This window comes from Amphritea opalescens (assembly GCF_003957515.1).
In the GTDB taxonomy this organism is placed as follows: Bacteria; Pseudomonadota; Gammaproteobacteria; order Pseudomonadales; family Balneatricaceae; genus Amphritea; species Amphritea opalescens.
The window spans coordinates 25,928-47,438 of sequence record NZ_RQXW01000005.1 but is presented as its reverse complement, the minus strand read 5'-3'; the positions used below and the strand labels follow the sequence as shown (position 1 = coordinate 47,438).

Sequence of the window (21,511 nt, the reverse complement as noted above, 5' to 3'; positions counted from 1 at the left end):
GGCGCATCTAACATGCACCGTTTAGGCGATTCGTCGATCAATCAGACAGCGGAACAATATGTTCACGGCTACAGATATATTCCGGTCGCGGTCGCCGACAGCAAAAAGGCTCTACGACTCGGTTACTCAAGGCGTTATAAACGAAAAAGACATTAGCGCGGGGCGCTGGGGTAATATTGCCGTTTGAGCCGTGAATCAGGTTGCAATCAAAGAGTATCACGCTGCCCGGCTTACACTTGGCCGTCACGATTGAACCTCGATCGATCAACCGCTTTAACTGGTCATCAGAGGGGATACCATATTCCTGCTGCTTCAATGACGCTTTGTAATGGTTTTCTGGCGTCTCTCCCTGACAAGCAACAAACTGACGATGCGATCCCGGCACTAACATCAAGGGGCCGTTGGTATCGACGTTTTCGGTCAGTGTGATCGACATACTCAGCGCCCGCATTCGCGGCATGCCATCCTCGACATGCCAGGTCTCAAAATCGGAGTGCCAATAAAATGCTTTACCCCGAAATCCCGGCTTATAGTTCAGCCGAGATTGATGAAGATACACCTCATCATCGAGAATATAACGTGCCAACTCGGCTAACCGAGGATCAGTCGCTAACTTCTTGAATAAGGCGCTGCGTTGATGCACGCGAAAGATCGAGCGCACATCACCATGACCCGGCTCCGTTATCGTCTCTCCCGAGGCTCTAACCTCAGGATCACCACTTAAACGCTCCATCTCTTGTTGAAACATCCGCACTTCAACATCCGAAAACAGATCTTCCAAGACAAGAAAACCATGTTCAGCATAAGCCTCAAGCTGCGATTGATCTATCGGCATAGGACGATCGACGGGGGCATATACCACAGGATCCCGTCGCTCAGAACATTGACTCACCCCCTGCCGAGAAGGATATAGATCCTCACTCAGCGGTGGTGCTACAAACAGATTCTCATTCGGTTTCATGCCGAAACAGTATCCGCATTCAGTTCGTAGGCTCCCTCTGCGTTATGTACTTCTTTACCATTCAATGGCGGATTAAACACACAGGCCAACTTCAGCTCTTCGAAAGCCCGTAACACGTGCTTATCATGCTTATCTAACACATAGAGTGTACCCGCTTTAATCGGATAAACTTTGCCATCGGCTAGGGTTTCGATCTCCCCTTCTCCCGAGACGCAATACACAGATTCCAGATGGTTCTGATAATGCATTCCGAAATCGGCGCCTTTATAAATAGTGGTCATATGAAATGAAAACCCCATATTGTCGTCTTTCAATAGCATCCGAGTACTTTCCCAGTTGCCATCCGGCGATACAATGCGACGGTTACTCTGCTCGGCGGTAGCTAAATCACGTACGATCATGTTATTTCCTTTAAGTTTAATTATCAGTAACGGCTGTGGGCTATAAGAACGGGCACTATTCAGCACCCTCAATCATCCCTTAAACCCCACAACGAACGGCGCTTCGATAAGCCGCGCCGATGGAATCAATCCATCAACAGTTTGCTCAACTGGCTAATGAGATAGGGTCAAAATACTTTTTATGTTTTGGAATACGGTCTTCTGTCGCACAAACATCACGAATCGCGCTTTCGAGAATATCGATACCGGCAGCTAGGTTTTCCATAGTGATAATCAACGGGCAAAGCAACTTCACCACCTGACCATCTGCACCACTGGTTTCAATCATCAAACCATTCTGGAATGCAATGGTGGTAATTTTGTCCGCTAACTCACCATTAACACAGCTGATACCCTGAAACATACCGCGGCCTCGGGTGGTAAAGTTACCGTTACCATACTCTTCGACAATACTTTCCAGTCGCTGAGAGATATAACGTCCCTTTTCTTTCACCTCTTTTGAAAAGCTATCATCCGACCAATAACTATTGATCGCAGCCGTCGCGGTGATGAAGGCGAAGTTATTGCCTCGGAACGTACCGTTATGCTCACCGGGCTTCCACAGGTCAAGTTCGGGACGGAATAGCACCACCGCAAAAGGTAAACCGTAGCCGCCTAAGGATTTAGACAAGGTAACGATATCCGGTTTAATACCCGCTTCCTCAAAACTGAAATAGGTACCCGTACGGCCACAGCCCGCCTGTATATCATCGACAATCAGCAAGACATCATGTTTTTTACACACCTTATCCAGGTTTTGTAGCCACTCGAAGCTCGCTGCGTTAATCCCGCCTTCACCCTGTACCGTTTCGACGATCACCGCCGCAGGCTTATCAATACCGCTACTGGAATCGCTCAATACCTTATCGAGATACACCGTGGTATCGATATCATCACCAAGGTAGCCATCGTATGGCATCCGGCTGACGCCACTCAGACTTACACCCGCCGCGCCACGATGGTGGGAGTTACCAGTGGCTGCGAGTGCCCCCATCGTTACACCATGAAAGCCATTGGTGAAGCTGATGACATTTTCTCGGCCGGTCAGGTTACGTGCCAGCTTTAAGGCCGCTTCCACCGCATTAGTACCGGTCGGCCCGGTGAACTGCATCACATAATCAAGGTTCCGTGGTTTAAGGATCTTCTCATTGAAGGCTTCCAAAAACTCTCCCTTCGCTTTGGTATGTAGATCCAAGCCATGGGTAATACCGTCACTATGGATATACTCCAATAGTTTTTCTTTAAATACGGGGTTGTTGTGACCGTAGTTAAGCGTTCCGGCACCCGCCAAGAAATCAAGATAGCGATTACCATCTTCATCATAGAGATGCTCTCCCTGCGCCTTGTTAAATACACGGGGAAATGAGCGAGCATAGGACTGAACTTCAGATTCAATCTGTTCAAAAATTTTCATAACAGTACTCTTAGTTAGTTAAAACCGAATGATTTAAAAAAGATGAATTACATAGCTATTCGAAGTATTACGGCAGAAAGGGACCAATACGTGCCAGAAACTCAGAATCATGCTGTTCGTTGAAATGATCGCATCGATCAAAGATCAACGAACGCACTAGCGTGGCATTCGCGTCTCTCGCCAGACGATTAAACAGCGCCCAAGAGGCCTCGTTGTCGTCGGTGATCGTGGTTTCAATATGGGATACAGGAGAAGGTACTTTTCGCTGAAGCAACTGCTGAAGCATTTTACTAGCAAGCCCCATTCCACGGGCTTTTTGTGCTACTGCCACCTGCCAAACAAAGAGTACATCACTGTCGTTAGGCTTACGATAGCCACTGATAAAACCGACCACTTCGCCCTCTATTTCCGCTAATACCGAGGTATCGGAAAAATGGCTACACTGCAGTAGATTGCAATAACAGGAGTTACTATCTAATTCGGGAATTTCACTAATGAGTTTGTTAACGAAGAAGCCATCTTCAGCTTCAGGTTTGCGTAAGACTACGCTTGCGATATCCATCGACCCTCAAATACTTAGATTTACATTTATTTAGCTTTACAATTTACTTATCTATTATAAAACACACTAAAAACAGATAAACAACGTCGTTTTGATGAAAATTTCACCAACAAAAGCCACAAAACAGGCTGTTTTCGTAAAACTTGCGTCAATATAACACACAAATAGACAATAAATTAGTTAGCTATTCAAAATATATTGAAAACCAGAGCATCGTCCCGTTCAATCCCATAGATTAAAGGGACGGATATCCGTAGAATAATCAGCCAAAATTGATACAGGATTAACCATGGAAAACAGCCAGAAAGCACTGGTGTTGCTACGTCAAATTATCCGCTCAACCGATATGCAGGATAAAGAGATCAGCCGCGGTACGGGGGTCACTCCACCACAATTGATGGTGATGCAAACCCTACGCGAGCACACTCAGCTCACTAGCGGAGAACTGGCCAAAGAGATGGTGCTCACCCAAGCCACCATTACGAGCATTCTTGACCGGTTAGAAAAAAAGGAATTGGTTGCCCGCGAACGGGGCAAAGAGGATAAACGAAAAGTGTGGGTCAGCCTGACCGACAAAGGCACCGAACTCATGAAAGGCGCACCGACCACACAACAAGATATTTTTGTTAGAAGCTTTGAGGATATGCAAAATTGGGAGCAATCAATGGTGGTATCGAGCCTAGAGCGAATCGCTTTTATGCTCAACGCACAACACCTCGATGCCGCACCACTATTGGATATCGGGGAACTCGATCGAAATCAGCAGGAATATGCTAAAAAATAACGATGCCGCTTGAGTTGCTCAATAGGCATCGTCATCAGTCACTCAGTGAATCACCGGCTCATCGCTATCATTGCCCGGCAACAACGGGTGACCACTACTGTCCGTGCCTAATACGCCCTGCTCGACGGCAACTTCCAGCAGTTGAGACACAACCATCTGCGTCAGGTGAGCACTGATAATCATCCCCGCTGGCGGATCACCCTCGAACAACGCTTCATCGACCATACCATCACCGCGCAACCCCAACAGCAATGGATTTTCTTCCACCAATGGCGCGATATCATCGGGCGCAAAGAGTGAGTATTCAGAAGCCACTTCAAGCGCCAGCATATAGGGGTTTTGCTGCGCACCTTTCAGCCGTTCCAGATAAGCCGACTCTGCACGGTTCATCACCTCGGTCAGCAGACTGTTGCCCGGACGAACTAGGTTATCTCGGGCGGTCTGCGAATGACTATAATCAACATCGGTCACCGCCAACTCAGGCAGCGCTAGTTCTTCAGCATCTAGCTGTAAACGGCCATCGTCACCGAGACTCAGCCAACCGCTTTCCAAGGCGATATCGATCAACCCTTCCATCATCGCCGCCGCGATATTGGCACTGATAATCATGCCAACACTGGGATTTTCCTGCTCACTTTCGCTGACAACCAGCACTCCACGACGGGCGGCCAACAGTGTTGGATCTTCTGCAACAAACTGCGCTAACGCATCCGCCTCAAGATAAAGCTGATCATTACACAGCTTCTCGGCAGTGGTGTAGGGATAACGTCCACCGCCGGTTTCCATCAAATCAAGATAATCGGCTCGCACCTGCGCGATCAGCGTTGTTAATAACTGGCTCATATCACTCTCCGTTATGCCGCAGCCCACAGCATTAACCTATTAATATTTGTCGATTAGCGAAACAAAATGCTCCATTGCGCATCGCCGTGTAACCGTTAAGTCTGGCTACTCAGATGCCTCAGATATCGACTGCTAAAGCGTTTTTTCCCATCTAGCCTAATGTTTCGCCGCCGCCTGCCGAAGCCATAAAAAGAGGTAGGAATCCTAATAGGCGTCGCGGGCTCCAGACCTCGATAGAATAAAGACAATAAGAGGATGAATTATGTCGAGCAAAATACTCTGGAGCAGCACAACGGGCGAAGATGACGAAGAGGGAAACATCTACATACTATCGGATAACTAACGTCACCGAATGCTTGAATTTAATGATAGGTTAGCCCGATCGGGCTAATCTGATGACGTCGCTGGTCAAAACAACTGCGCAACACCGATAACGGCTGCAACGCATAATCAACGGGATCGACAGGCAGATTATACCAATCCAGAGTCGATACCCGGGTCATCAGGTCGTACTCACCAATCAAAGCATCTAGATAGATCATCACCGCTTCGATACGCGGCTCCATATCCAGCGACGCTGGCAGATCCTGCATATAAATATCCAGATGGTAGCGGCCGGACTCTACCCGATAACCAAACCAGAACTCATCCAACTGAAACTGTTCATCGCCAAAATTAACCGTGGCCGGCACTGGGTCGTAGCGATTATTAAACGCCACAAAGCTCACCCCACCGATATCCGGCGCAGCGCCCACCAGCGTCAGCACCGAACTGATCGACTCGGGATAACCATCACAACCAAAGACCATCTCAACATTACCCTCCCCCTCTTCACGCTCGAAATGAAAGGTCAGGTTAGCATCGATATTTCTTAGGCTCTTGCTGTATTCCAGCAACAATGATTCATTTTCAAACTGACTTTCTGTCTCGCTGATTAACAAACGTTCGATCGTCTGCTCGACCTGCTGCCAGAAACTCTGAATTTTTTTACTTGCTTCAATCATGTACGAGGTACAACCACTCCGGTTTGACCCTGATATTTACCATCACGATCTTTATATGAGGTTTCACACACTTCATCGGCACCTAAAAACAGCATCTGAGCCACGCCTTCGTTAGCATAGATGCGAGCAGGCAACGGTGTTGTATTGGAAAATTCTAGGGTCACATGCCCTTCCCATTCGGGTTCCAACGGGGTGACATTCACAATAATGCCACAACGAGCATAGGTGCTTTTGCCTAGACAGATGGTCAGCACATCCCGCGGAATACGAAAATACTCAACCGTACGCGCTAACGCAAAGGAGTTTGGCGGGATAATACACACATCCGATTTCACATCAACGAAGCTACCATCATCGAAATTTTTCGGGTCAACGATAGAGGAGTTGATGTTAGTGAAGATTTTAAATTCATCCGCACAACGCACATCATAACCATAACTGGATGTACCATAAGAGATAAGACGTTCTTCTCCACGACGACGTACCTGACCCGGCTCAAAAGGCTCAATCATGCGCTCTTCTAAAGACCTACGACGAATCCAGCTGTCAGATTTGATACCCATCTTTTCAGTTCCAGTTTTATGTTGATTGTGCGGCCGCACATAATATCGTTTTTGCCAAAAAAAAGCCGCATTTTTACTAAAAAAAATGCGGCGAGCCGATCGCTAGCTAATGGCGGTGAAAGATCGGCGACTTAGTCCTGATTAATCGAGATATTGGGCATCGCCTGTTGTGCACCACTGCGCGCCTTTAATGCCTCAACCACCTGACGGGCCGTGGAACGATAGATTTCCGACTCAGCACCGCTAGGGTCGGATACCAACGTTGGCTGGCCACCATCAACCGCCTCGCGAATCGACATTTTAAGCGGCAACTGGCCCAACAACGGTGCACCATAAGTCTGTGCTAGGTTCTCACCACCACCACTACCAAAAATCGCTTCGGCATGGCCGCATTGGCTACAAATATGCACACTCATATTTTCCACAATACCCAACACGGGAATCTCTACCTTGCGGAACATCTCAATCCCTTTGCGGGCATCCAACAAAGCAATATCCTGCGGCGTCGTCACAATCACAGCGCCACTCACGGGCACCTTCTGAGACAAGGTCAATTGAATATCACCGGTACCGGGTGGCATATCAACAAATAGATAATCTAAATCGCCCCACTGGGTTTGTGTCAGTAACTGCTGCAAAGCACCACTAGCCATCGGCCCGCGCCACACCATCGGTTGAGTCTCATCGATCAAAAACGCAATCGACATCACTTCTAAACCGTGGGCCATCAGCGGTTTCATACCGTTTTCGCCGACAGGCTCTGGTTGAGTACCTGGGGCAACGCCGAGCATTGTGCCCATACTCGGGCCATAGATATCGGCATCCAATACACCCACACGATACCCTTCAGCGGCCATCGCCAAGGCTAAATTAACCGTTGTTGTCGATTTACCGACACCACCCTTACCGGACGCAACCGCCACAATATTCTTAATATTTTGCATCAGAAACACCTCAAACTACGGCCATCACTATTGCCGTCTATAATAACCAACCAATTTAGTCGGAATTATGCACCAAAGCATCACACAACACCACTTTTACACAACGGATACCATGACGAAAAAAATCACTATAATAACGAAAACAACAACACCCTGACCCATGATTTCGAAAAACGGCCAGCAACCGAAGTAACCCCATCCTTACTCAACCTTTTCTATACGCAAAAGACTAAAGTCCTGCCTGCGATCAGAGAGTTTGATAACCCAGACATAAAAATAATGCTGACTCAACGCATGAATATAGGTAAAAAGATCAATTTTTTCATAAAATTACACACCGACAAAAGATAAATCATCGATTAATAGCTATAGTAACGCTTACCACTTAAAAGTTGCAGTTCCGGTTAAATCGATACCCATAGAATGAGTACACCGTTGATGAAGTCTGTTCCATTACGTTGGTTAATCGTTACCCCCTTTATCGTGCTGACACTGATCTCCGGTATAACCCTGTATTTCGTATCCACCATCACTATCTCCAATATCGCCAATACGGTCGGCATACAATATATCAAAGAGGTTGAGGGGCGCATTTATGACCGCGTACAAAACTTCATGGAGCCGTTAAGCAATATTGTCGACACGAACCTCCACGCCTTTTCTCACCGCCCAGCACTACTCGATGATTTAACCCCGATTGCAGGCCGCTTTTACGAACAAGCAACGCCCTATAACCAGATGACCTTTATCTCCACGGCGACGGTGGATGGCCGCTATGTTTCTTCAGCACAGGATCCCATCAACAGAGGCAAACACAATATTGCAGCCAACTTCGTTCACCAACCACTTACAATGGAAGGTTTTGAATACGACCCCGTGAACTTTATTGGCCCGAAAATACTGTCCGATGCCACCTTTAGCTATGACCCAAGAACAAGGCCTTTTTATCTCGACGCCATAAAAGAGAATAAAATGACCTGGAGTGCTATCCACCCCTATTACGGCTACCCAACCCTCGGCATCGGACTTTCCGCCCCCATTTATGATCAAAAAGGTACTCTGCTAGGCGTAACAGCCACCAGCATCGCGTTACGTGAATTAGATAAATACCTTGAATCACTAGAACTGGTTGAGGGGGCTTATATCTTTTTAGCCGAAGAGAATGGCGCATTGATCGCTACCTCTGAGGGTGGCGAACTGTATCGCACCACCGAAGGCTTAACGACTCGCGTCAACCTTAATAGCCACCCCAATAAAGTGTTGCAATTAGCCAGTGGCCAGTTAGCCACAGGCACCCACCAATTGAACGTGGACGGGCAGGAATATTTATATTTTGTCCGCGCTATCTCGTTAAACTATGGAAAAAAATGGCTCATCGGTATTCTCATCCCTAGCGCTTACCACAAGAGTATTTTAGCCGAGTACACCCAGAGCACCATTCTGATTACGCTGGCACTGTTTCTTTGTACCGGTTTGATGGGTTCATTAATCGCTTGGTATATCGGCAAACCCATACACCGTCTTAACGAAGCCGCTAACAACAAAAATATCACCAGTATTCAACAGCTACCTCACCCGTTGAGTAATATCCGAGAGATCAACTCCCTCAGCCAAGGGCTTCGTTCTATGGCCGATAATCTTTTCGATATCATGCAGAATTTGGAGAAAAAGGTCGCCGAAAGAACATCGGTTTTACAAGGCGAGAATGACTCCCTGCTCGAAAACTCGCTCACCGATGAGTTAACGCAGCTATATAACAGGCGGGGGTTAAAGCAGGTATTAGAACAATCCCTAGGCAAGGCTCAACAACATCACCAGAAAATCACCTTAGTGCTATGTGATATTGATCATTTTAAGCAGATTAACGATGAGTACGGACATACCGCCGGCGATCTTGCTTTAACGGCAGTGGCCGCCAACCTTAAAAACCACACCCGCCTTGCTGAAGATATTGTTGCCCGTTATGGCGGTGAAGAGTTTGTCTTGGTCTTTATTAATACCGAGGTGACGCAAGTGATGCAGAGGCTTAACAGCATCCGTGATCACTTCAAAAGCAACCCAGTGGTTCATCATCAACATATCACCATGAGTTTTGGCGTTGTCCATGCGAATGCGGATTCGGCCATTTCAGCCAAAGAACTGATTGAACAAGCCGATAAAAAACTCTATGAAGCCAAAAATAGTGGCCGAGATAAAATCGTTGTTTGATCAGTGATGCGGATCTAACACGCGCTACAGGATAGCGTTTGGCTATACCTAACGCCCTATGAGGCTGCGAATAAACGCATACCAGAGATTTTTACTCATAGCGGCAGACATAAAAATGACCCACAGCTATCTAAGCCTGTGGGCCAGTTTATGGGACGCCATTACCTTTCAAAACTAACTCGCTGCCATCAACGCCTCAACCTGTTGACGTGCCGCCGGATAGTCCACCTTACCGCTGCCTAATAGGGGTATCTGATCAACATGAAACACCTTCGCCGGTAACATCAACGGGGCAACGCCCTCACGGGTCAACATCTGTCGAAAGTTATCCACATCAACCTCGGCATCAATCAACAACACAACCTGCTCGCCTTTACGTGCATCCGGCATATTAATAGCCACCAGCCCTACATCTTCTTGCTGAAGGCGCTTTCTAACCTCGAGCTCGACCGCGCCGAGACTAACCATCTCCCCGCCGAGCTTGGCAAACCGTGAATAACGGTCCACGATCGTGAGAAAGCCATCTTCATCCTGATGCCCTTTATCGCCGCTTTTATACCAGCGCAAGCCATCTATCTCGACGATAGCATCAGCGGTTTTCTCTGGATCATTAAGGTAGCCTTGCATAATCTGTGTGCCACCGATCAGAATCAAACCATCCTCGCCGGTTGGGAGCTCTTCCAAGGTATCGGGATCGACAATACGGAACGTCGAACCGGGCAAAGCAAGCCCTACAGTACCCGCACGGCTGCCCACCTGCACAAACCAGCCATCCACAGAGAGATGATCCGGCAAATTAACACTGGCCACCGGCGTCGTCTCTGTCGAGCCATAGCCTTCAATGATCGGCACCCGAAAGCGCGCTTCAAATGCTTGTTTTACTGCAGGATCAAGCCTTTCAGCCCCCGCCACCGCCACTCGAATTGTTTGCAACATCAACGGATGCAGCTTCTTAGTCCGGGTATATAACCGAAGAAAGGTCGACGTCGCACAGATAACCGTCGCACGATATTTCGCCACACCCTTACCGATATTGTAGCCATCGGTAGGATCGGGATGGCACACCACAGGAATCCCCTCAATCAATGGCATAAAGGTTGTCACCGTCAAACCAAAGGCGTGGAACAGCGGCAGCGTTGCCATGATGCAGTCATCTTCTCTAACGTTCAGCACATCCGCGATCTGACGCAGGTTAGCCAGTATATTCCGATGACTGAGCATCACCCCTTTCGGCGCCCCTTCACTGCCGGAGGAAAACATAATCGCTGCCGTGTCTTCCACTCGATGTCCGGCAACTAACCAGCCCTGCAGAAAGGTGGCGGGCAATAGGCTCACTAATCCCATCGTGATCAACGCTTCCGCTTTACCGATATCCGCTTTTAGATCCTCCATATACAGCACCTGCCGCCCTGCAAATAATGGCTCAGGATCAATACCACGGCTTTTCAACTTGGCGACAAATTTATGCGCCGTCAGAATTGTACGTACCTCAGCTTGTTCCAACGCGGCCAACTGTGCGGTTTCACTGGCGGTAAAGTTAAGATTGACCAATGCCCGCCCTGCAAACAGGCCAGCCAAATTAGCAATCGCCCCAGCACTGGAGGTCGGCAGTAACAAGCCTAAACGCTGTCCCGGTGTCTTTTTCAAACGGCGACTAAAGAGCACCACCGCCGTGAGCAAACGACGATAACTCAGTGGTTCACCCTGCACATCGGCAATCGCCATATCAGACAGTTGCGATTTTGCCGTATGGATAAAGCTCTGGGGTATCGGCTTTAAGGTTCGGGTGTATCGCTCCCACGTATGGATCGATAACTCAGACACCTTCTTTTTAACCTCTGAAGCCTCACTACTAATCGGCATTGGCTGGCCGTAAGCCACAATGACGTCACGTTTCAAACCACCACGACGAATCGTTTTCATCTTATCGGTCGAGCGTGAAAAACGGCTGCCCCACAATCCGCGCAGATAAAACGGTACAATCACACCGTTCGCACCTTCGCAGGCATGCTCGAAACCACGCTTAAACTCCCCGATCTGACCAGTATGGCTAATCGCCCCTTCTGGGAATAAACAGACCACATGACCGGCACTAATCAAGGCTCTCACGGTATCTAGCGCTTCACGACTTTTGCCCTTTGAGATAGGCACTACGCGATACATCGATAAAAACCACTTCAGATACCAGCGTTCGTAAATTGAGCGTTCCATCACAAAGTGGATATGACGTGGGCAGGCCATCTGGATCATCGCCCAGTCCAACCAACTGATATGATTCCCTAACAACAGAACACCCTGACCGGCACGCGGCAGGTTTTCAAAGCCCAACACCTGCAAGTTGTATTTACGCTTAATCAGTCCCGCCACCAGCACCCGCACCAAGGCCTGGGGTAACATCCGAATCGCACACAACGCCCCAACGACCGCCAGAAAGGCCAGCAACCACAGCAGCCATAAACCATCGATACCCGCCCAAGCAACCAGCACCGTGAGGCAGAGAAAACCGAGCATGGCAATATTTTGAATGAAGTTACTACCCGCTAAAATCTTACCTGTTTCTTGACGGCCAGCATTAAATTGAATCAAAGACTGCAGCGGCACATTGAGCAACGCGCCGCTCAAGCCGATCAGAAAAAAGACACTCCCTTGAGACAATACCGAAGCCGCTTGAGGCAGCAAAACCAACCCAGTCGCAACGCCCACCGCACCCAAAGGAATCAAACCAATATTGATATAGTGAGGTGACCAGCGTCCCGCCAATAGGGAGCCCACCATGATGCCAACGCCTGCTAAGGCCATCGTGCCCTGAATAACAAAGGTGTTATGCATACCGTGATGGGATTCAGCCACCGCAGGGAAAACCGCCAACATCACCTGACTGACCGACCAAAACAGAGAGACACCGATAATCGACAACCAGATCGTACGATTATGATAGATCGCTGATACATTTCGGCTCAGCGTTTTGCCGGTGCGGTAAGCTTTCCAGTCGTAATGCAGCTGCTGATCGGTCTCCCGTGTGGTCGGTAAGCGATAAGCCATCACTAACTCCAGCAACGAACCCGCGACCAAAAACCAACCTAGCGGGGCGATCTTTTGCAGACTCTCTTCGGGGGTTAGCTGAAAAGCCCCCTCAACCCGTATCTCAAACAGCAACGAAAACACGGCAATACCGGACAGAATCGCCACCATGGTAACCGCCTGAACCCAGCCATTACCTTCGGTGATATTCTCTTCGCCCACCAGCTCGCGGATAAAGCCATACTTAGCCGGCGAGTAAAAAGCACTTTGCAGCGCCAACACAAAGGTCAGCGCAAAGGCGGCTAAAAACCAACCCTGAAAATAACAGAGCGTTATCAGCAAGGTTGAAGCGACCGCCGCCCAAGCGGACAACTTCATCACGCGGTTTTTCGGATATTTATCGGCGAGAAACCCAGCCGGGGTAAACAGCATAATAAAAGGTAGCAAAATCAAACCGTTGACCACCGCGGTCAAGACAATCTGTAGATCACCGTCATACGCTTTAAACAACGTATTCTGAATAATAATCTTATGTCCAAGATCGACGAATGCGTTGATAAACGCGATAGCAATAAAGGCGAGAAAACCATTGATACGAAGAAGTGCTGACATCCTACTCTCCCTGACAGAATGAAGCAGTGACGAATACCGATGCCATGACAACCGGCGCTGAAGTTAAACTGAGCATAACACGACCTCCCAATAAAATGATTCGAGAAGTATCTTTTTATCGTGCTATGAATACGACCAATGCGACAAAGGTATTGCTAGACAATACCCTAGGGTGAGTAAACACCCTAGAGGCCGTTTAATCCAATACGGTATTATTTCCGTGTCAGGTAAACACCACACTCAAGGTGGTGGGTATAGGGGAATTGATCAAAGATGGCAAAACGCTGCAGTTCATGGGTCTGCGTCAGCTGCTGTAGGTTGGAATGCAGAGTTTCAGGATTACAGGAGACATAGACAATATTGTCATACTCGGCCACCTGCTTAACGGTCTCATCATCCAGCCCGCTGCGGGGTGGATCGACTAATACCGTACTAAAATTATAGGTACTCAGATCAACCTTACTCTGCTTCAGGCGACGGAATTCACGCACCCCTTGCAGGGCTTGGGAAAACTCCTCGCTGGACATCCGCAGAATTTTAACATTCTCCACCTGATTGGCAGCGATATTATATTGCGCCGCTTCAACCGACACTTTGGCAATCTCAGTGGCAATCACCTGATCAAAGTTTTGCGCCAACGCCATGGTAAAATTGCCATTACCACAATACAGTTCAACGAGGTCACCACCCGCATCACGGGTCACATCCTGTGCCCATTCCAGCATTTGGATACAGACACCACCATTGGGTTGGGTAAAGCTATTTTCGACCTGTTTGTAGATCAGCTCGCGTCCACCAACAGGCATATGCTCAACGGCATAATCCTGATCCAGAATAATCTTGGTTTTGCGACTGCGGCCAATAAAGTGAATGCCAAAATGCTGTTTAAGTTTTTTCGCCTCCTCGGTCCAAGCCTCATCTAAAGGTTTGTGATAGAGCAAACTGATAATCACTTCACCGGATAGGGTACTGAGAAAATCCACCTGAAATAGGCGACGGCGCAGTACTTCATTCGGCCGCAGATAATCCAACAACTTAAACATCACCTGCTGAATCGGCTCAGACACCATCGGGCAACTTTCTAAGCGGCTATGCTTATGCTTATCACCGGGCTCAAACATCACATAGTAAAGATCGTCGCCTTCATGCCAGAGACGAAACTCGGCCCGTAAGCGATAGGCGGTTTTCTGTGATTCAAACAGTTCGATATCAGGCAGACAAAAATCGCTAAACTGCTGTTCGATTTCAGCTTTCTTTTCGCTCAGCTGAGCATCATAGCGGGACGGATCAACAACAGGCAGCGCCATCTAAACCTCGAAAATATGTAAGGGGAAATAGGTCGCGCATTCTACCAGCCCACCCCCACCACTCCAAGCGTTCTATCGGGTTTAAAACCCATGACCAGCCCCCGAATAGAGCTGCGAGGCAAACTCTTCAGACATCTGCTGCCAAAGAGGCAACTTATTCTGCAACCCCAAGCGGGTTAGGTATTTCATACTGACTTGGCTACAGATACGACAATCATTGATATTCACCACATCGGGCAAAATCGAATCCGCTAAATGCACCGCGGTGAGCGGCGTGAATTTTTCACTCGTCGTGGCATTTGGGAAGGAGTGGTACAACACCGCCTCAACGATCTCCGGTGGTAGATTCCACAGCCCTAACATATAAGCCCCCACCTCCATATGCGTCACCCCCAAACGGAGCTTTTCAACCGCATAGAGAGGTTGATTCAATAATGCGGCTTCGCGCAACACCTCAGCATAATGTTCAGCTTCGCGGGTCGCGATCACCAGCATACCGATATCTTGCAACAACGCGGCTAAGAAGGCTTTATCGGCAATATCAGCACCGACTCGCTGTTCACGGCAAATGGCCCGCGCAAAACGCCCCACGACCATCGAACGGTCGAACAGGTTCTCAAATGAGAAAGCCGACCAGCTTTGTGTCTGCGGAAAATGCTCAAATAGACGGGACACTAAAAACAGATCACGAATCTGTCGCACCCCCAGCATCACCACCGCATCCTTAATCTTAAACACCTTGCGACTCAGGGCAAAAAAGGCAGAATTCACCAATTGCAGGATCTTCGCACTCATCGCGGGATCCCGTTCAATAATCGCCGCTATATCTGCGGCCTCCGACATATCCGATGCTAAGGCATCATTTAAGGCGACATAAACGCCCGGCAAAGAGGGCAACCGCTCGATCGCCCCGACATACTCCCTTACAACCGGCTTATTAGATGATTGAATCAGGTGAAAACTCTCACTCACCTCATTAAACAACTCGGTCACACCGGCAGTCATTAAGAGCGAGCGGTGACAGAGTTCCGACGCTTTGGCCACCTGATAGGGCTGCAACCCATCATTCAACATAATGCGTATAACACCGGGGTGCTTTGCCACAACCTGACGCAACCAGTGGTAACGTAACTCAAAATCCCCCACGCCTAACTGGATAACCATCACCTGATAGTGCTGTTTGTCGAGCATCTCCATCGCCTGTTCAGGCGCGGTTACCAGATCGATGCTAATCTTACCCTCTAATTCGGCGGGGATAATGCTCAGATCAACCAGCGGTTTACCGAGCCACAGCACGGCAACCTGATCTTCCTTAAGAATATATTCGAACATAATCGTCTCCACCTATTCATAGCGCGATCTCCTGTATTCAACCCCACAGCCATCCGCCATCAGTTACTGCTGAAACAGAAAAGGTATTGAGATAGGCACCTACAACTCAGAAGCATTATTCTGATACTCATTAAGTTGTAGTCTTATTTACCCGACTTGCCAATGATGACTGCCCACTATAGTGAGAATATTCGCTGCACTTGGATTCCTCTGGCGAGCAAAAAAGATCCCCTTTATGGCTGTATTCTCAATCATTTAAGAGTAAAATTGCGCGCTTATCTCTGAACCTAGACCTGCTCTGAATCATGACTGACAAACAACGTAAGATTCTTGTTACCAGCGCTCTGCCTTATGCCAACGGCCCTATCCATCTGGGACATCTGGTAGAGTATATCCAGACTGACATCTGGACTCGCTTCCAAAACCAGCGCGGCAACCACTGCACCTATGTGTGCGCCGATGATGCCCATGGCACCCCCATTATGCTCAAAGCAGATCAAATGGGTACCACGCCAGAAGCACTGATTAATCAGGTAAGCCAAGAACATCAGCGTGATTTCGCAGGGTTTATGGTGGGTTTTGATAACTACTATTCCACCCATTCAGAAGAGAACAAACACTTCTCATCGTTGATTTATAGCCGCCTACGTGATGCTGGTCATATCGACCGTAAAACCATCACACAAGCCTACGACCCTGAAAAAGAGATGTTCCTGCCAGACCGTTTCGTCAAGGGTGACTGCCCTAAATGCGGCGCGCAGGATCAATACGGCGATTCCTGTGAAGTCTGTGGCGCAACGTACAGCCCGGTCGATATGAAGAACGCTTATTCCGCGGTCTCGGGTGCTAAACCGATTGAAAAAGAATCTGAACACTACTTTTTCAAACTAGGTGATTTCGAAAAGTTCCTGCGCAACTGGGTCGATACCTGCGTTCAAGAACAGATGATCCACAAGCTCAACGAGTGGTTTGAATCCGGTTTACAAAACTGGGATATCTCCCGTGATGCGCCATATTGGGGTTTTGAAATCCCCGATGCGCCGGGTAAATATTTCTATGTGTGGCTGGATGCCCCGATCGGTTATATCGCCAGCTTTAAAAACTGGTGCGATAAAAACGGTGCCGACTTCGATGAGTATTGGAATAAAGATTCCGACACCGAGCTATATCACTTCATCGGTAAAGATATCGCTTACTTCCACACCCTCTTTTGGCCAGCCATGTTGGAAGGTGCGGGTTTCCGCATCCCCACCAAAGTATTCTGCCACGGCTTCCTGACGGTTAACGGTCAGAAGATGTCCAAGTCACGCGGCACCTTTATTATGGCGGAGACCTATCTTAAACATCTGCGCCCTGAATACCTGCGCTATTACTTCGCCGCCAAGTTAGGCTCCGGTATCGATGATATCGATTTGAGTCTGGACGATTTCCGTATGCGGGTAAACGCCGACCTCGTTAATAAGGTGGTGAACATCGCTTCCCGCTGTGCCGGCTTTATCTACAAAAAGTTTGATGGCCAGCTAGGCAGCACATTAAGCGAACCGGCGTTGTACGACGAAGCGATCGCCTCCGGTGAACTGATCGCCAATGCCTATGAAGCCCGCGAATACGGTAAAGCGATGCGTGAAATCATGCATCTGGCCGATAAAGCAAACCAATATATCGATGCCGCCGAGCCTTGGGTCTTAGCGAAGCAGGAAGATAAACAGCAACAGGTTCAAGATTGTTGCACCATGGGCATTAACCTGTTCCGGGTCATTATCTCCTATCTGGCACCCGTACTGCCTCAGGTGGCAGAGGATACCGCCGCCTTCCTGAACATCGATGGATTTGCATGGGATGCGATTAAAACACCGCTGCTAGATCATCAGATCAACAAATTTAAGCCGCTGATGCAGCGGGTTGAAGAGAGCAGCATTGAAGCGATGATCGAAGATAGTAAAGCCACACTGGCGGCTATCGCTGCCACAACGCCAGCCGCCCCGACCGCCGTCAAAAGCGAGTTGGAGAAAGCCCCTATCGCCGATGAGATCAACTTTGATGATTTCGCCAAGGTCGATCTACGGGTTGCGCTGATCGCGAAAGCGGAACACGTTAAAGGTGCCGATAAACTGCTTCAGTTAACCCTAGATCTTGGCGGTGAAACCCGCAATGTATTCGCGGGCATTAAATCGGCATACAACCCAGAAGATCTGCAAGGCAAACTAACGGTGGTCGTCGCAAACTTAGCGCCACGTAAGATGAAGTTCGGCATGTCTGAAGGGATGGTGTTAGCCGCAGGCCCCGGTGGAAAAGATCTTTGGATCCTCGAACCCCATGATGGCGCTCAGCCTGGCATGCGTATCATGTAACCCACATCCGGTTAATGTTTGATATGTTATCGTTATAAGGCACTGCAGAGTGCCTTTTTTATTGATTGAGGAAACGGTATGGCACAGGAAATTGAACGGAAATTTCTGGTAGATATTGATAAGGTCGAACTACCCGAACAGGGACTCACCATCTGCCAGGGCTATATTCAAACGGCCGATAAAACCACCGTGCGTGTGCGTATCATGGGCGACAAAGCCTTCCTCACCCTCAAGGGCGCCACCCACGGCTTTTCTCGCAGTGAGTTTGAATATGAGATCCCCTTGAGCGATGCCCGTCAGATGCTCGATGAGCTTTGCACAGGGCCGGTGGTCGATAAAGTACGCTACCTGATCCAGCATCAACAGCACCTCTGGGAACTGGATATCTTTAGCGGTGACAATCAGGGACTGATCGTGGCCGAAGTCGAACTGGATAGCGAAAGCGAACAACCCGCACTGCCGGAATGGATCACCCAAGAAGTCACCGGCGACAAACGCTATTACAACTCCAACCTACTGACCCATCCTTTCAAAAACTGGTAACCCATGAGCGCAGTCCCGATGAGCACAGCCCACCCGTTTGAACATTTGACCCCCAGTTTTATTCAGGATGCTATCGAAAGCCTCGGTTATCTCTGTGATGGACGGGTGTTTGGTCTAAACAGTTATGAAAACCGCGTCTATCAGGTTGGCATTGATGACAGTGAACCTTTAATCGCTAAGTTTTATCGTCCCGCCCGCTGGAGCCGAGAGCAGATACTCGAAGAGCATCAGTTCTGCTTTGAACTTCTAGAGCAGGAGCTTCCCGTCGTGGCGCCGCTCAAGCGTGACGGCGTTAGCCTGTTCGATTATGAAGGTTTCATGTTTGCCCTATTTCCTCGTAAAGGCGGGCACGCCCCCGAACTGGATAATATGGACAACCTGTTCACCCTTGGACGTATGCTCGGCCGCATCCACACCATCGGTGCCAGTCGCCCTTTTATCCACCGGCCCGCCATTGATATCGCCAGCTACGGACATCAAAGCGCCCAATTGATCAGCGAACAGTTCATTCCCGCTGAACTGAAAACCTCTTACGATACACTCACCGCCGATCTTCTTAAGCTGATGGAAAATCACTGGCAGCTTTGCGAACCCATCAACCATATTAGAGTGCACGGTGACTGCCATATCGGCAATATGCTCTGGCGCGATAATGCCCCGCACTTTGTTGATTTCGACGATGCACGTATGGCCCCCGCTATTCAGGACATCTGGATGCTTCTCTCCGGCGAACGTGAGAGTCAGCAGGCTCAGCTGTTAGAAATTATCGAGGGTTACCGCGAATTTTGTGACTTTAACCCAGCCCAACTACGACTCACCGAAACCCTCCGCACGCTGCGCATTATGAATTATGCCGCTTGGGTCGCTAGACGCTGGGAAGATCCCGCGTTTCCGCATAACTTCCCATGGTTTAATACGGTGCGCTATTGGAGCGAACATATTCTCGAATTGAGAGAGCAACTGTTTGCCCTGCAAGAACCCTCACTGCAACTGTATAACTAAGCACTTAGATACCGTTAGCTTCAAAGCCCGGCATTCACTCCAGCGAATGTCGGCTTAACCACCACGGTTATATCGCACCCTATCCTTTATTAAACACTTAACCTTTACCACTAAAAGGCCAAGCACCCTCACGTCTTTAGTCTTCACCAGTCACCTTCTCGCCCGCATGTCACTCTCACACCGACAGGCCTCATGTTCAGGGCACAATATCTTGTTAATGCCATCTCCTTGAGAGCCTCAAATTTTATCGATACCCCTGAACACTATTTTCCGTTTTACAGATAGCCTGAATAAGCTGATATTACGATTAAATTATTTGTGAGTACGATGGGATGAATGGCTGGGTATTGTTACTTTTAGGCATCGTTTTTGAAACGGCAGGTACAACCTGTATCAAGCTATCTGACGGGTTCAGTCACCTATTGCCGTCGGTGCTAACCTTTGCCTTTTTCAGCATCGCGCTCACTTTAATCACACTCAGTGCAAAAACGATTGATGTCAGTGTGGTTTATGCGGTCTGGTCTGGGGTCGGCATCATGCTCATCAGCCTAATCGGAACTTTCTACTTTGCTGAACCAACCACTCTGCCCAAACTATTCTTTATTGCCTTAATTCTTATTGGCGTTATCGGCCTGCACCAGGTCAGTCATCAATCAGTGGAGACCGACAATGTCCATTCTGCTCAATAACAACGGCTATGACAATCAAAGCTGGTATCAAGCACTAACAACCGCGCTGCCTGAGCAAACCCTGTATATCTATCCTGAAACAGACAACCTAGATGAGGTTGCCCACGAGATAGAATATGCCGTTATTTGGAATCACCCTCCTGGCGATTTGCAGCGTTACCCCAACCTTAAAGGCATTCTGCTACTCGGTGCGGGGACTGAGCATATAGATGCTGATAAAGAGGTACCAAATGTCCCTATCGTTCGTTTGATCGACCCTGAAGTCATCAAAGATATGGGGCTGTATGTACTTTATTGGGTGATGGATCAACACCGTTTATATGACACTTACCGAACACAGCAACAACAAGCAACCTGGTGTCGTCATAACATATGTCAGCCCGCGGCTTTCAATATAACGATTCTGGGGTTAGGCGCCGTCGGTAAAGCCGTTGCTAACTGCCTTAATGTGAACGGATTTTCAGTCACCGGCTGGGATGCCTACCCTCAACAGTTAGATGATATTCGCTGCTTTAACTCAACGGATCAACTACCTACAGCGCTTGAGCAGGCGGATGTGCTGGTCAACTGTCTCCCCTTGAATGACTCGACACAGCACTTCATCAACAACGATCTGATCAACCAGTTGCCGGCTGGCGCCATGTTGATCAATATCAGCCGTGGAGACATCGTCAATGATGAAGCCCTACTCAGCGCCCTAGACAACGGACAACTTAGCCGGGCCGTACTCGACACCTTCAAAATAGAACCACTGCCACAGTCATCATGCTATTGGCAGCATCCTAAGGTGACAGTCACCCCGCACATGTCAGGTGCAACCTATGCCCGCTCTGCGGTAAAGCTGATTGCCGACAATATTCGACGCATTGAAAACGGCGAACAACCCTTTCCTATGCATCAACACCCCAAAACTGACTCCCTTCGTTAAGCG

At 48.7% G+C, this 21,511-nt stretch carries 18 protein-coding genes; 7 read left to right on the top strand and 11 right to left on the bottom strand.

Annotation, left to right across the window (positions count from 1 at the left end; all coding sequences use genetic code 11):
* Window positions 1-37 precede the first annotated feature (37 nt).
* The 4 genes from thpD to ectA all read right to left on the bottom strand — a co-directional run bounded on the left by thpD (window position 38) and on the right by ectA (window position 3,377).
* Window positions 38-961, bottom strand: a complete 924-nt coding sequence (gene thpD / locus EH243_RS06785) for an ectoine hydroxylase (protein WP_126157895.1) — start codon at window positions 959-961, stop codon at window positions 38-40.
* Complete coding sequence (locus tag EH243_RS06780) at window positions 958-1,362, bottom strand: ectoine synthase (protein ID WP_126157894.1); 405 nt, start codon at window positions 1,360-1,362, stop codon at window positions 958-960. Before EH243_RS06780 ends, thpD begins: the two co-directional genes overlap by 4 nt.
* A 145-nt stretch (window positions 1,363-1,507) precedes the next feature.
* Window positions 1,508-2,815: a diaminobutyrate--2-oxoglutarate transaminase gene (gene ectB, locus EH243_RS06775; protein ID WP_126157893.1), complete on the bottom strand. Its 1,308-nt coding sequence runs from the start codon at window positions 2,813-2,815 to the stop codon at window positions 1,508-1,510.
* A 67-nt stretch (window positions 2,816-2,882) separates the two neighbouring features.
* Entirely contained in the window at window positions 2,883-3,377 is a 495-nt protein-coding gene (gene ectA / locus EH243_RS06770; protein WP_126157892.1) for a diaminobutyrate acetyltransferase, read from the bottom strand.
* A gap of 289 nt (window positions 3,378-3,666) precedes the next feature.
* Between ectA and EH243_RS06765 the strand changes: the two genes are divergently transcribed.
* On the top strand, window positions 3,667-4,161 hold the full coding sequence (locus EH243_RS06765) for a MarR family winged helix-turn-helix transcriptional regulator (protein WP_126157891.1): 495 nt from the start codon (window positions 3,667-3,669) through the stop codon (window positions 4,159-4,161).
* 42 nt (window positions 4,162-4,203) lie between these two features.
* Here the strand turns inward: EH243_RS06765 and EH243_RS06760 are convergent, their stop codons facing one another.
* The 4 genes from EH243_RS06760 to apbC form a co-directional block, all read right to left on the bottom strand.
* Window positions 4,204-5,004, bottom strand: coding sequence for a hypothetical protein (locus tag EH243_RS06760; RefSeq protein ID WP_126157890.1), 801 nt, complete (start codon window positions 5,002-5,004; stop codon window positions 4,204-4,206).
* A 362-nt stretch (window positions 5,005-5,366) separates the two neighbouring features.
* Window positions 5,367-6,008: a hypothetical protein gene (locus tag EH243_RS06755; RefSeq protein WP_126157889.1), complete on the bottom strand. Its 642-nt coding sequence runs from the start codon at window positions 6,006-6,008 to the stop codon at window positions 5,367-5,369.
* Complete coding sequence (gene dcd / locus EH243_RS06750) at window positions 6,005-6,571, bottom strand: dCTP deaminase (protein WP_126157888.1); 567 nt, start codon at window positions 6,569-6,571, stop codon at window positions 6,005-6,007. Before dcd ends, EH243_RS06755 begins: the two co-directional genes overlap by 4 nt.
* Window positions 6,572-6,702: 131 nt before the next feature.
* The gene (apbC, locus tag EH243_RS06745; protein WP_126157887.1) at window positions 6,703-7,515 is read right to left on the bottom strand and encodes an iron-sulfur cluster carrier protein ApbC; all 813 of its coding nucleotides are present in this window, start codon (window positions 7,513-7,515) and stop codon (window positions 6,703-6,705) included.
* Between the two features lie 423 nt (window positions 7,516-7,938).
* Between apbC and EH243_RS06740 the strand changes: the two genes are divergently transcribed.
* Entirely contained in the window at window positions 7,939-9,723 is a 1,785-nt protein-coding gene (locus EH243_RS06740) for a sensor domain-containing diguanylate cyclase (protein ID WP_241235012.1), read from the top strand.
* A 174-nt stretch (window positions 9,724-9,897) separates the two neighbouring features.
* Here the strand turns inward: EH243_RS06740 and EH243_RS06735 are convergent, their stop codons facing one another.
* The 3 genes from EH243_RS06735 to EH243_RS06725 all read right to left on the bottom strand — a co-directional run bounded on the left by EH243_RS06735 (window position 9,898) and on the right by EH243_RS06725 (window position 15,995).
* Window positions 9,898-13,356 (bottom strand): acyl-[ACP]--phospholipid O-acyltransferase, encoded by a 3,459-nt coding sequence (locus EH243_RS06735; protein ID WP_126157885.1) that lies wholly within the window; start codon window positions 13,354-13,356, stop codon window positions 9,898-9,900.
* Window positions 13,357-13,568: 212 nt separating this feature from the next.
* Complete coding sequence (trmA, locus tag EH243_RS06730; RefSeq protein ID WP_126157884.1) at window positions 13,569-14,663, bottom strand: tRNA (uridine(54)-C5)-methyltransferase TrmA; 1,095 nt, start codon at window positions 14,661-14,663, stop codon at window positions 13,569-13,571.
* Between the two features lie 81 nt (window positions 14,664-14,744).
* Window positions 14,745-15,995 carry an HDOD domain-containing protein gene (locus EH243_RS06725; protein ID WP_126157883.1) on the bottom strand — a complete coding sequence of 417 codons (1,251 nt, stop codon included), beginning with the start codon at window positions 15,993-15,995 and terminating at the stop codon, window positions 14,745-14,747.
* Window positions 15,996-16,300: 305 nt separating this feature from the next.
* Here EH243_RS06725 and metG point away from each other — a divergent pair, with 305 nt between their 5' ends.
* The 5 genes from metG (at window position 16,301) to EH243_RS06700 (ending at window position 21,508) form a co-directional block, all read left to right on the top strand.
* Complete coding sequence (gene metG / locus EH243_RS06720) at window positions 16,301-18,346, top strand: methionine--tRNA ligase (protein ID WP_126157882.1); 2,046 nt, start codon at window positions 16,301-16,303, stop codon at window positions 18,344-18,346.
* Window positions 18,347-18,424: 78 nt separating this feature from the next.
* The gene (locus tag EH243_RS06715) at window positions 18,425-18,889 is read left to right on the top strand and encodes a CYTH domain-containing protein (protein WP_126157881.1); all 465 of its coding nucleotides are present in this window, start codon (window positions 18,425-18,427) and stop codon (window positions 18,887-18,889) included.
* 18 nt (window positions 18,890-18,907) lie between these two features.
* A complete protein-coding gene (locus EH243_RS06710; protein WP_126157880.1) occupies window positions 18,908-19,891 on the top strand; it encodes a serine/threonine protein kinase in 984 nt (327 codons plus the stop codon).
* Between the two features lie 332 nt (window positions 19,892-20,223).
* Window positions 20,224-20,580 carry a DMT family transporter gene (locus tag EH243_RS06705; RefSeq protein ID WP_126157879.1) on the top strand — a complete coding sequence of 119 codons (357 nt, stop codon included), beginning with the start codon at window positions 20,224-20,226 and terminating at the stop codon, window positions 20,578-20,580.
* The gene (locus tag EH243_RS06700) at window positions 20,561-21,508 is read left to right on the top strand and encodes a 2-hydroxyacid dehydrogenase (protein ID WP_126157878.1); all 948 of its coding nucleotides are present in this window, start codon (window positions 20,561-20,563) and stop codon (window positions 21,506-21,508) included. Before EH243_RS06705 ends, EH243_RS06700 begins: the two co-directional genes overlap by 20 nt.
* The last annotated feature ends 3 nt before the right edge of the window (window positions 21,509-21,511 follow it).

Coding starts and splice junctions, on each gene's coding strand:
- thpD (WP_126157895.1), bottom strand. CDS start 961: ATGAAACCGAATGAGAATCTGTTTGTAGCACCACCGCTGAGTGAGGAT.
- EH243_RS06780 (WP_126157894.1), bottom strand. CDS start 1,362: ATGATCGTACGTGATTTAGCTACCGCCGAGCAGAGTAACCGTCGCATT.
- ectB (WP_126157893.1), bottom strand. CDS start 2,815: ATGAAAATTTTTGAACAGATTGAATCTGAAGTTCAGTCCTATGCTCGC.
- ectA (WP_126157892.1), bottom strand. CDS start 3,377: ATGGATATCGCAAGCGTAGTCTTACGCAAACCTGAAGCTGAAGATGGC.
- EH243_RS06765 (WP_126157891.1), top strand. CDS start 3,667: ATGGAAAACAGCCAGAAAGCACTGGTGTTGCTACGTCAAATTATCCGC.
- EH243_RS06760 (WP_126157890.1), bottom strand. CDS start 5,004: ATGAGCCAGTTATTAACAACGCTGATCGCGCAGGTGCGAGCCGATTAT.
- EH243_RS06755 (WP_126157889.1), bottom strand. CDS start 6,008: ATGATTGAAGCAAGTAAAAAAATTCAGAGTTTCTGGCAGCAGGTCGAG.
- dcd (WP_126157888.1), bottom strand. CDS start 6,571: ATGGGTATCAAATCTGACAGCTGGATTCGTCGTAGGTCTTTAGAAGAG.
- apbC (WP_126157887.1), bottom strand. CDS start 7,515: ATGCAAAATATTAAGAATATTGTGGCGGTTGCGTCCGGTAAGGGTGGT.
- EH243_RS06740 (WP_241235012.1), top strand. CDS start 7,939: ATGAGTACACCGTTGATGAAGTCTGTTCCATTACGTTGGTTAATCGTT.
- EH243_RS06735 (WP_126157885.1), bottom strand. CDS start 13,356: ATGTCAGCACTTCTTCGTATCAATGGTTTTCTCGCCTTTATTGCTATC.
- trmA (WP_126157884.1), bottom strand. CDS start 14,663: ATGGCGCTGCCTGTTGTTGATCCGTCCCGCTATGATGCTCAGCTGAGC.
- EH243_RS06725 (WP_126157883.1), bottom strand. CDS start 15,995: ATGTTCGAATATATTCTTAAGGAAGATCAGGTTGCCGTGCTGTGGCTC.
- metG (WP_126157882.1), top strand. CDS start 16,301: ATGACTGACAAACAACGTAAGATTCTTGTTACCAGCGCTCTGCCTTAT.
- EH243_RS06715 (WP_126157881.1), top strand. CDS start 18,425: ATGGCACAGGAAATTGAACGGAAATTTCTGGTAGATATTGATAAGGTC.
- EH243_RS06710 (WP_126157880.1), top strand. CDS start 18,908: ATGAGCACAGCCCACCCGTTTGAACATTTGACCCCCAGTTTTATTCAG.
- EH243_RS06705 (WP_126157879.1), top strand. CDS start 20,224: ATGAATGGCTGGGTATTGTTACTTTTAGGCATCGTTTTTGAAACGGCA.
- EH243_RS06700 (WP_126157878.1), top strand. CDS start 20,561: ATGTCCATTCTGCTCAATAACAACGGCTATGACAATCAAAGCTGGTAT.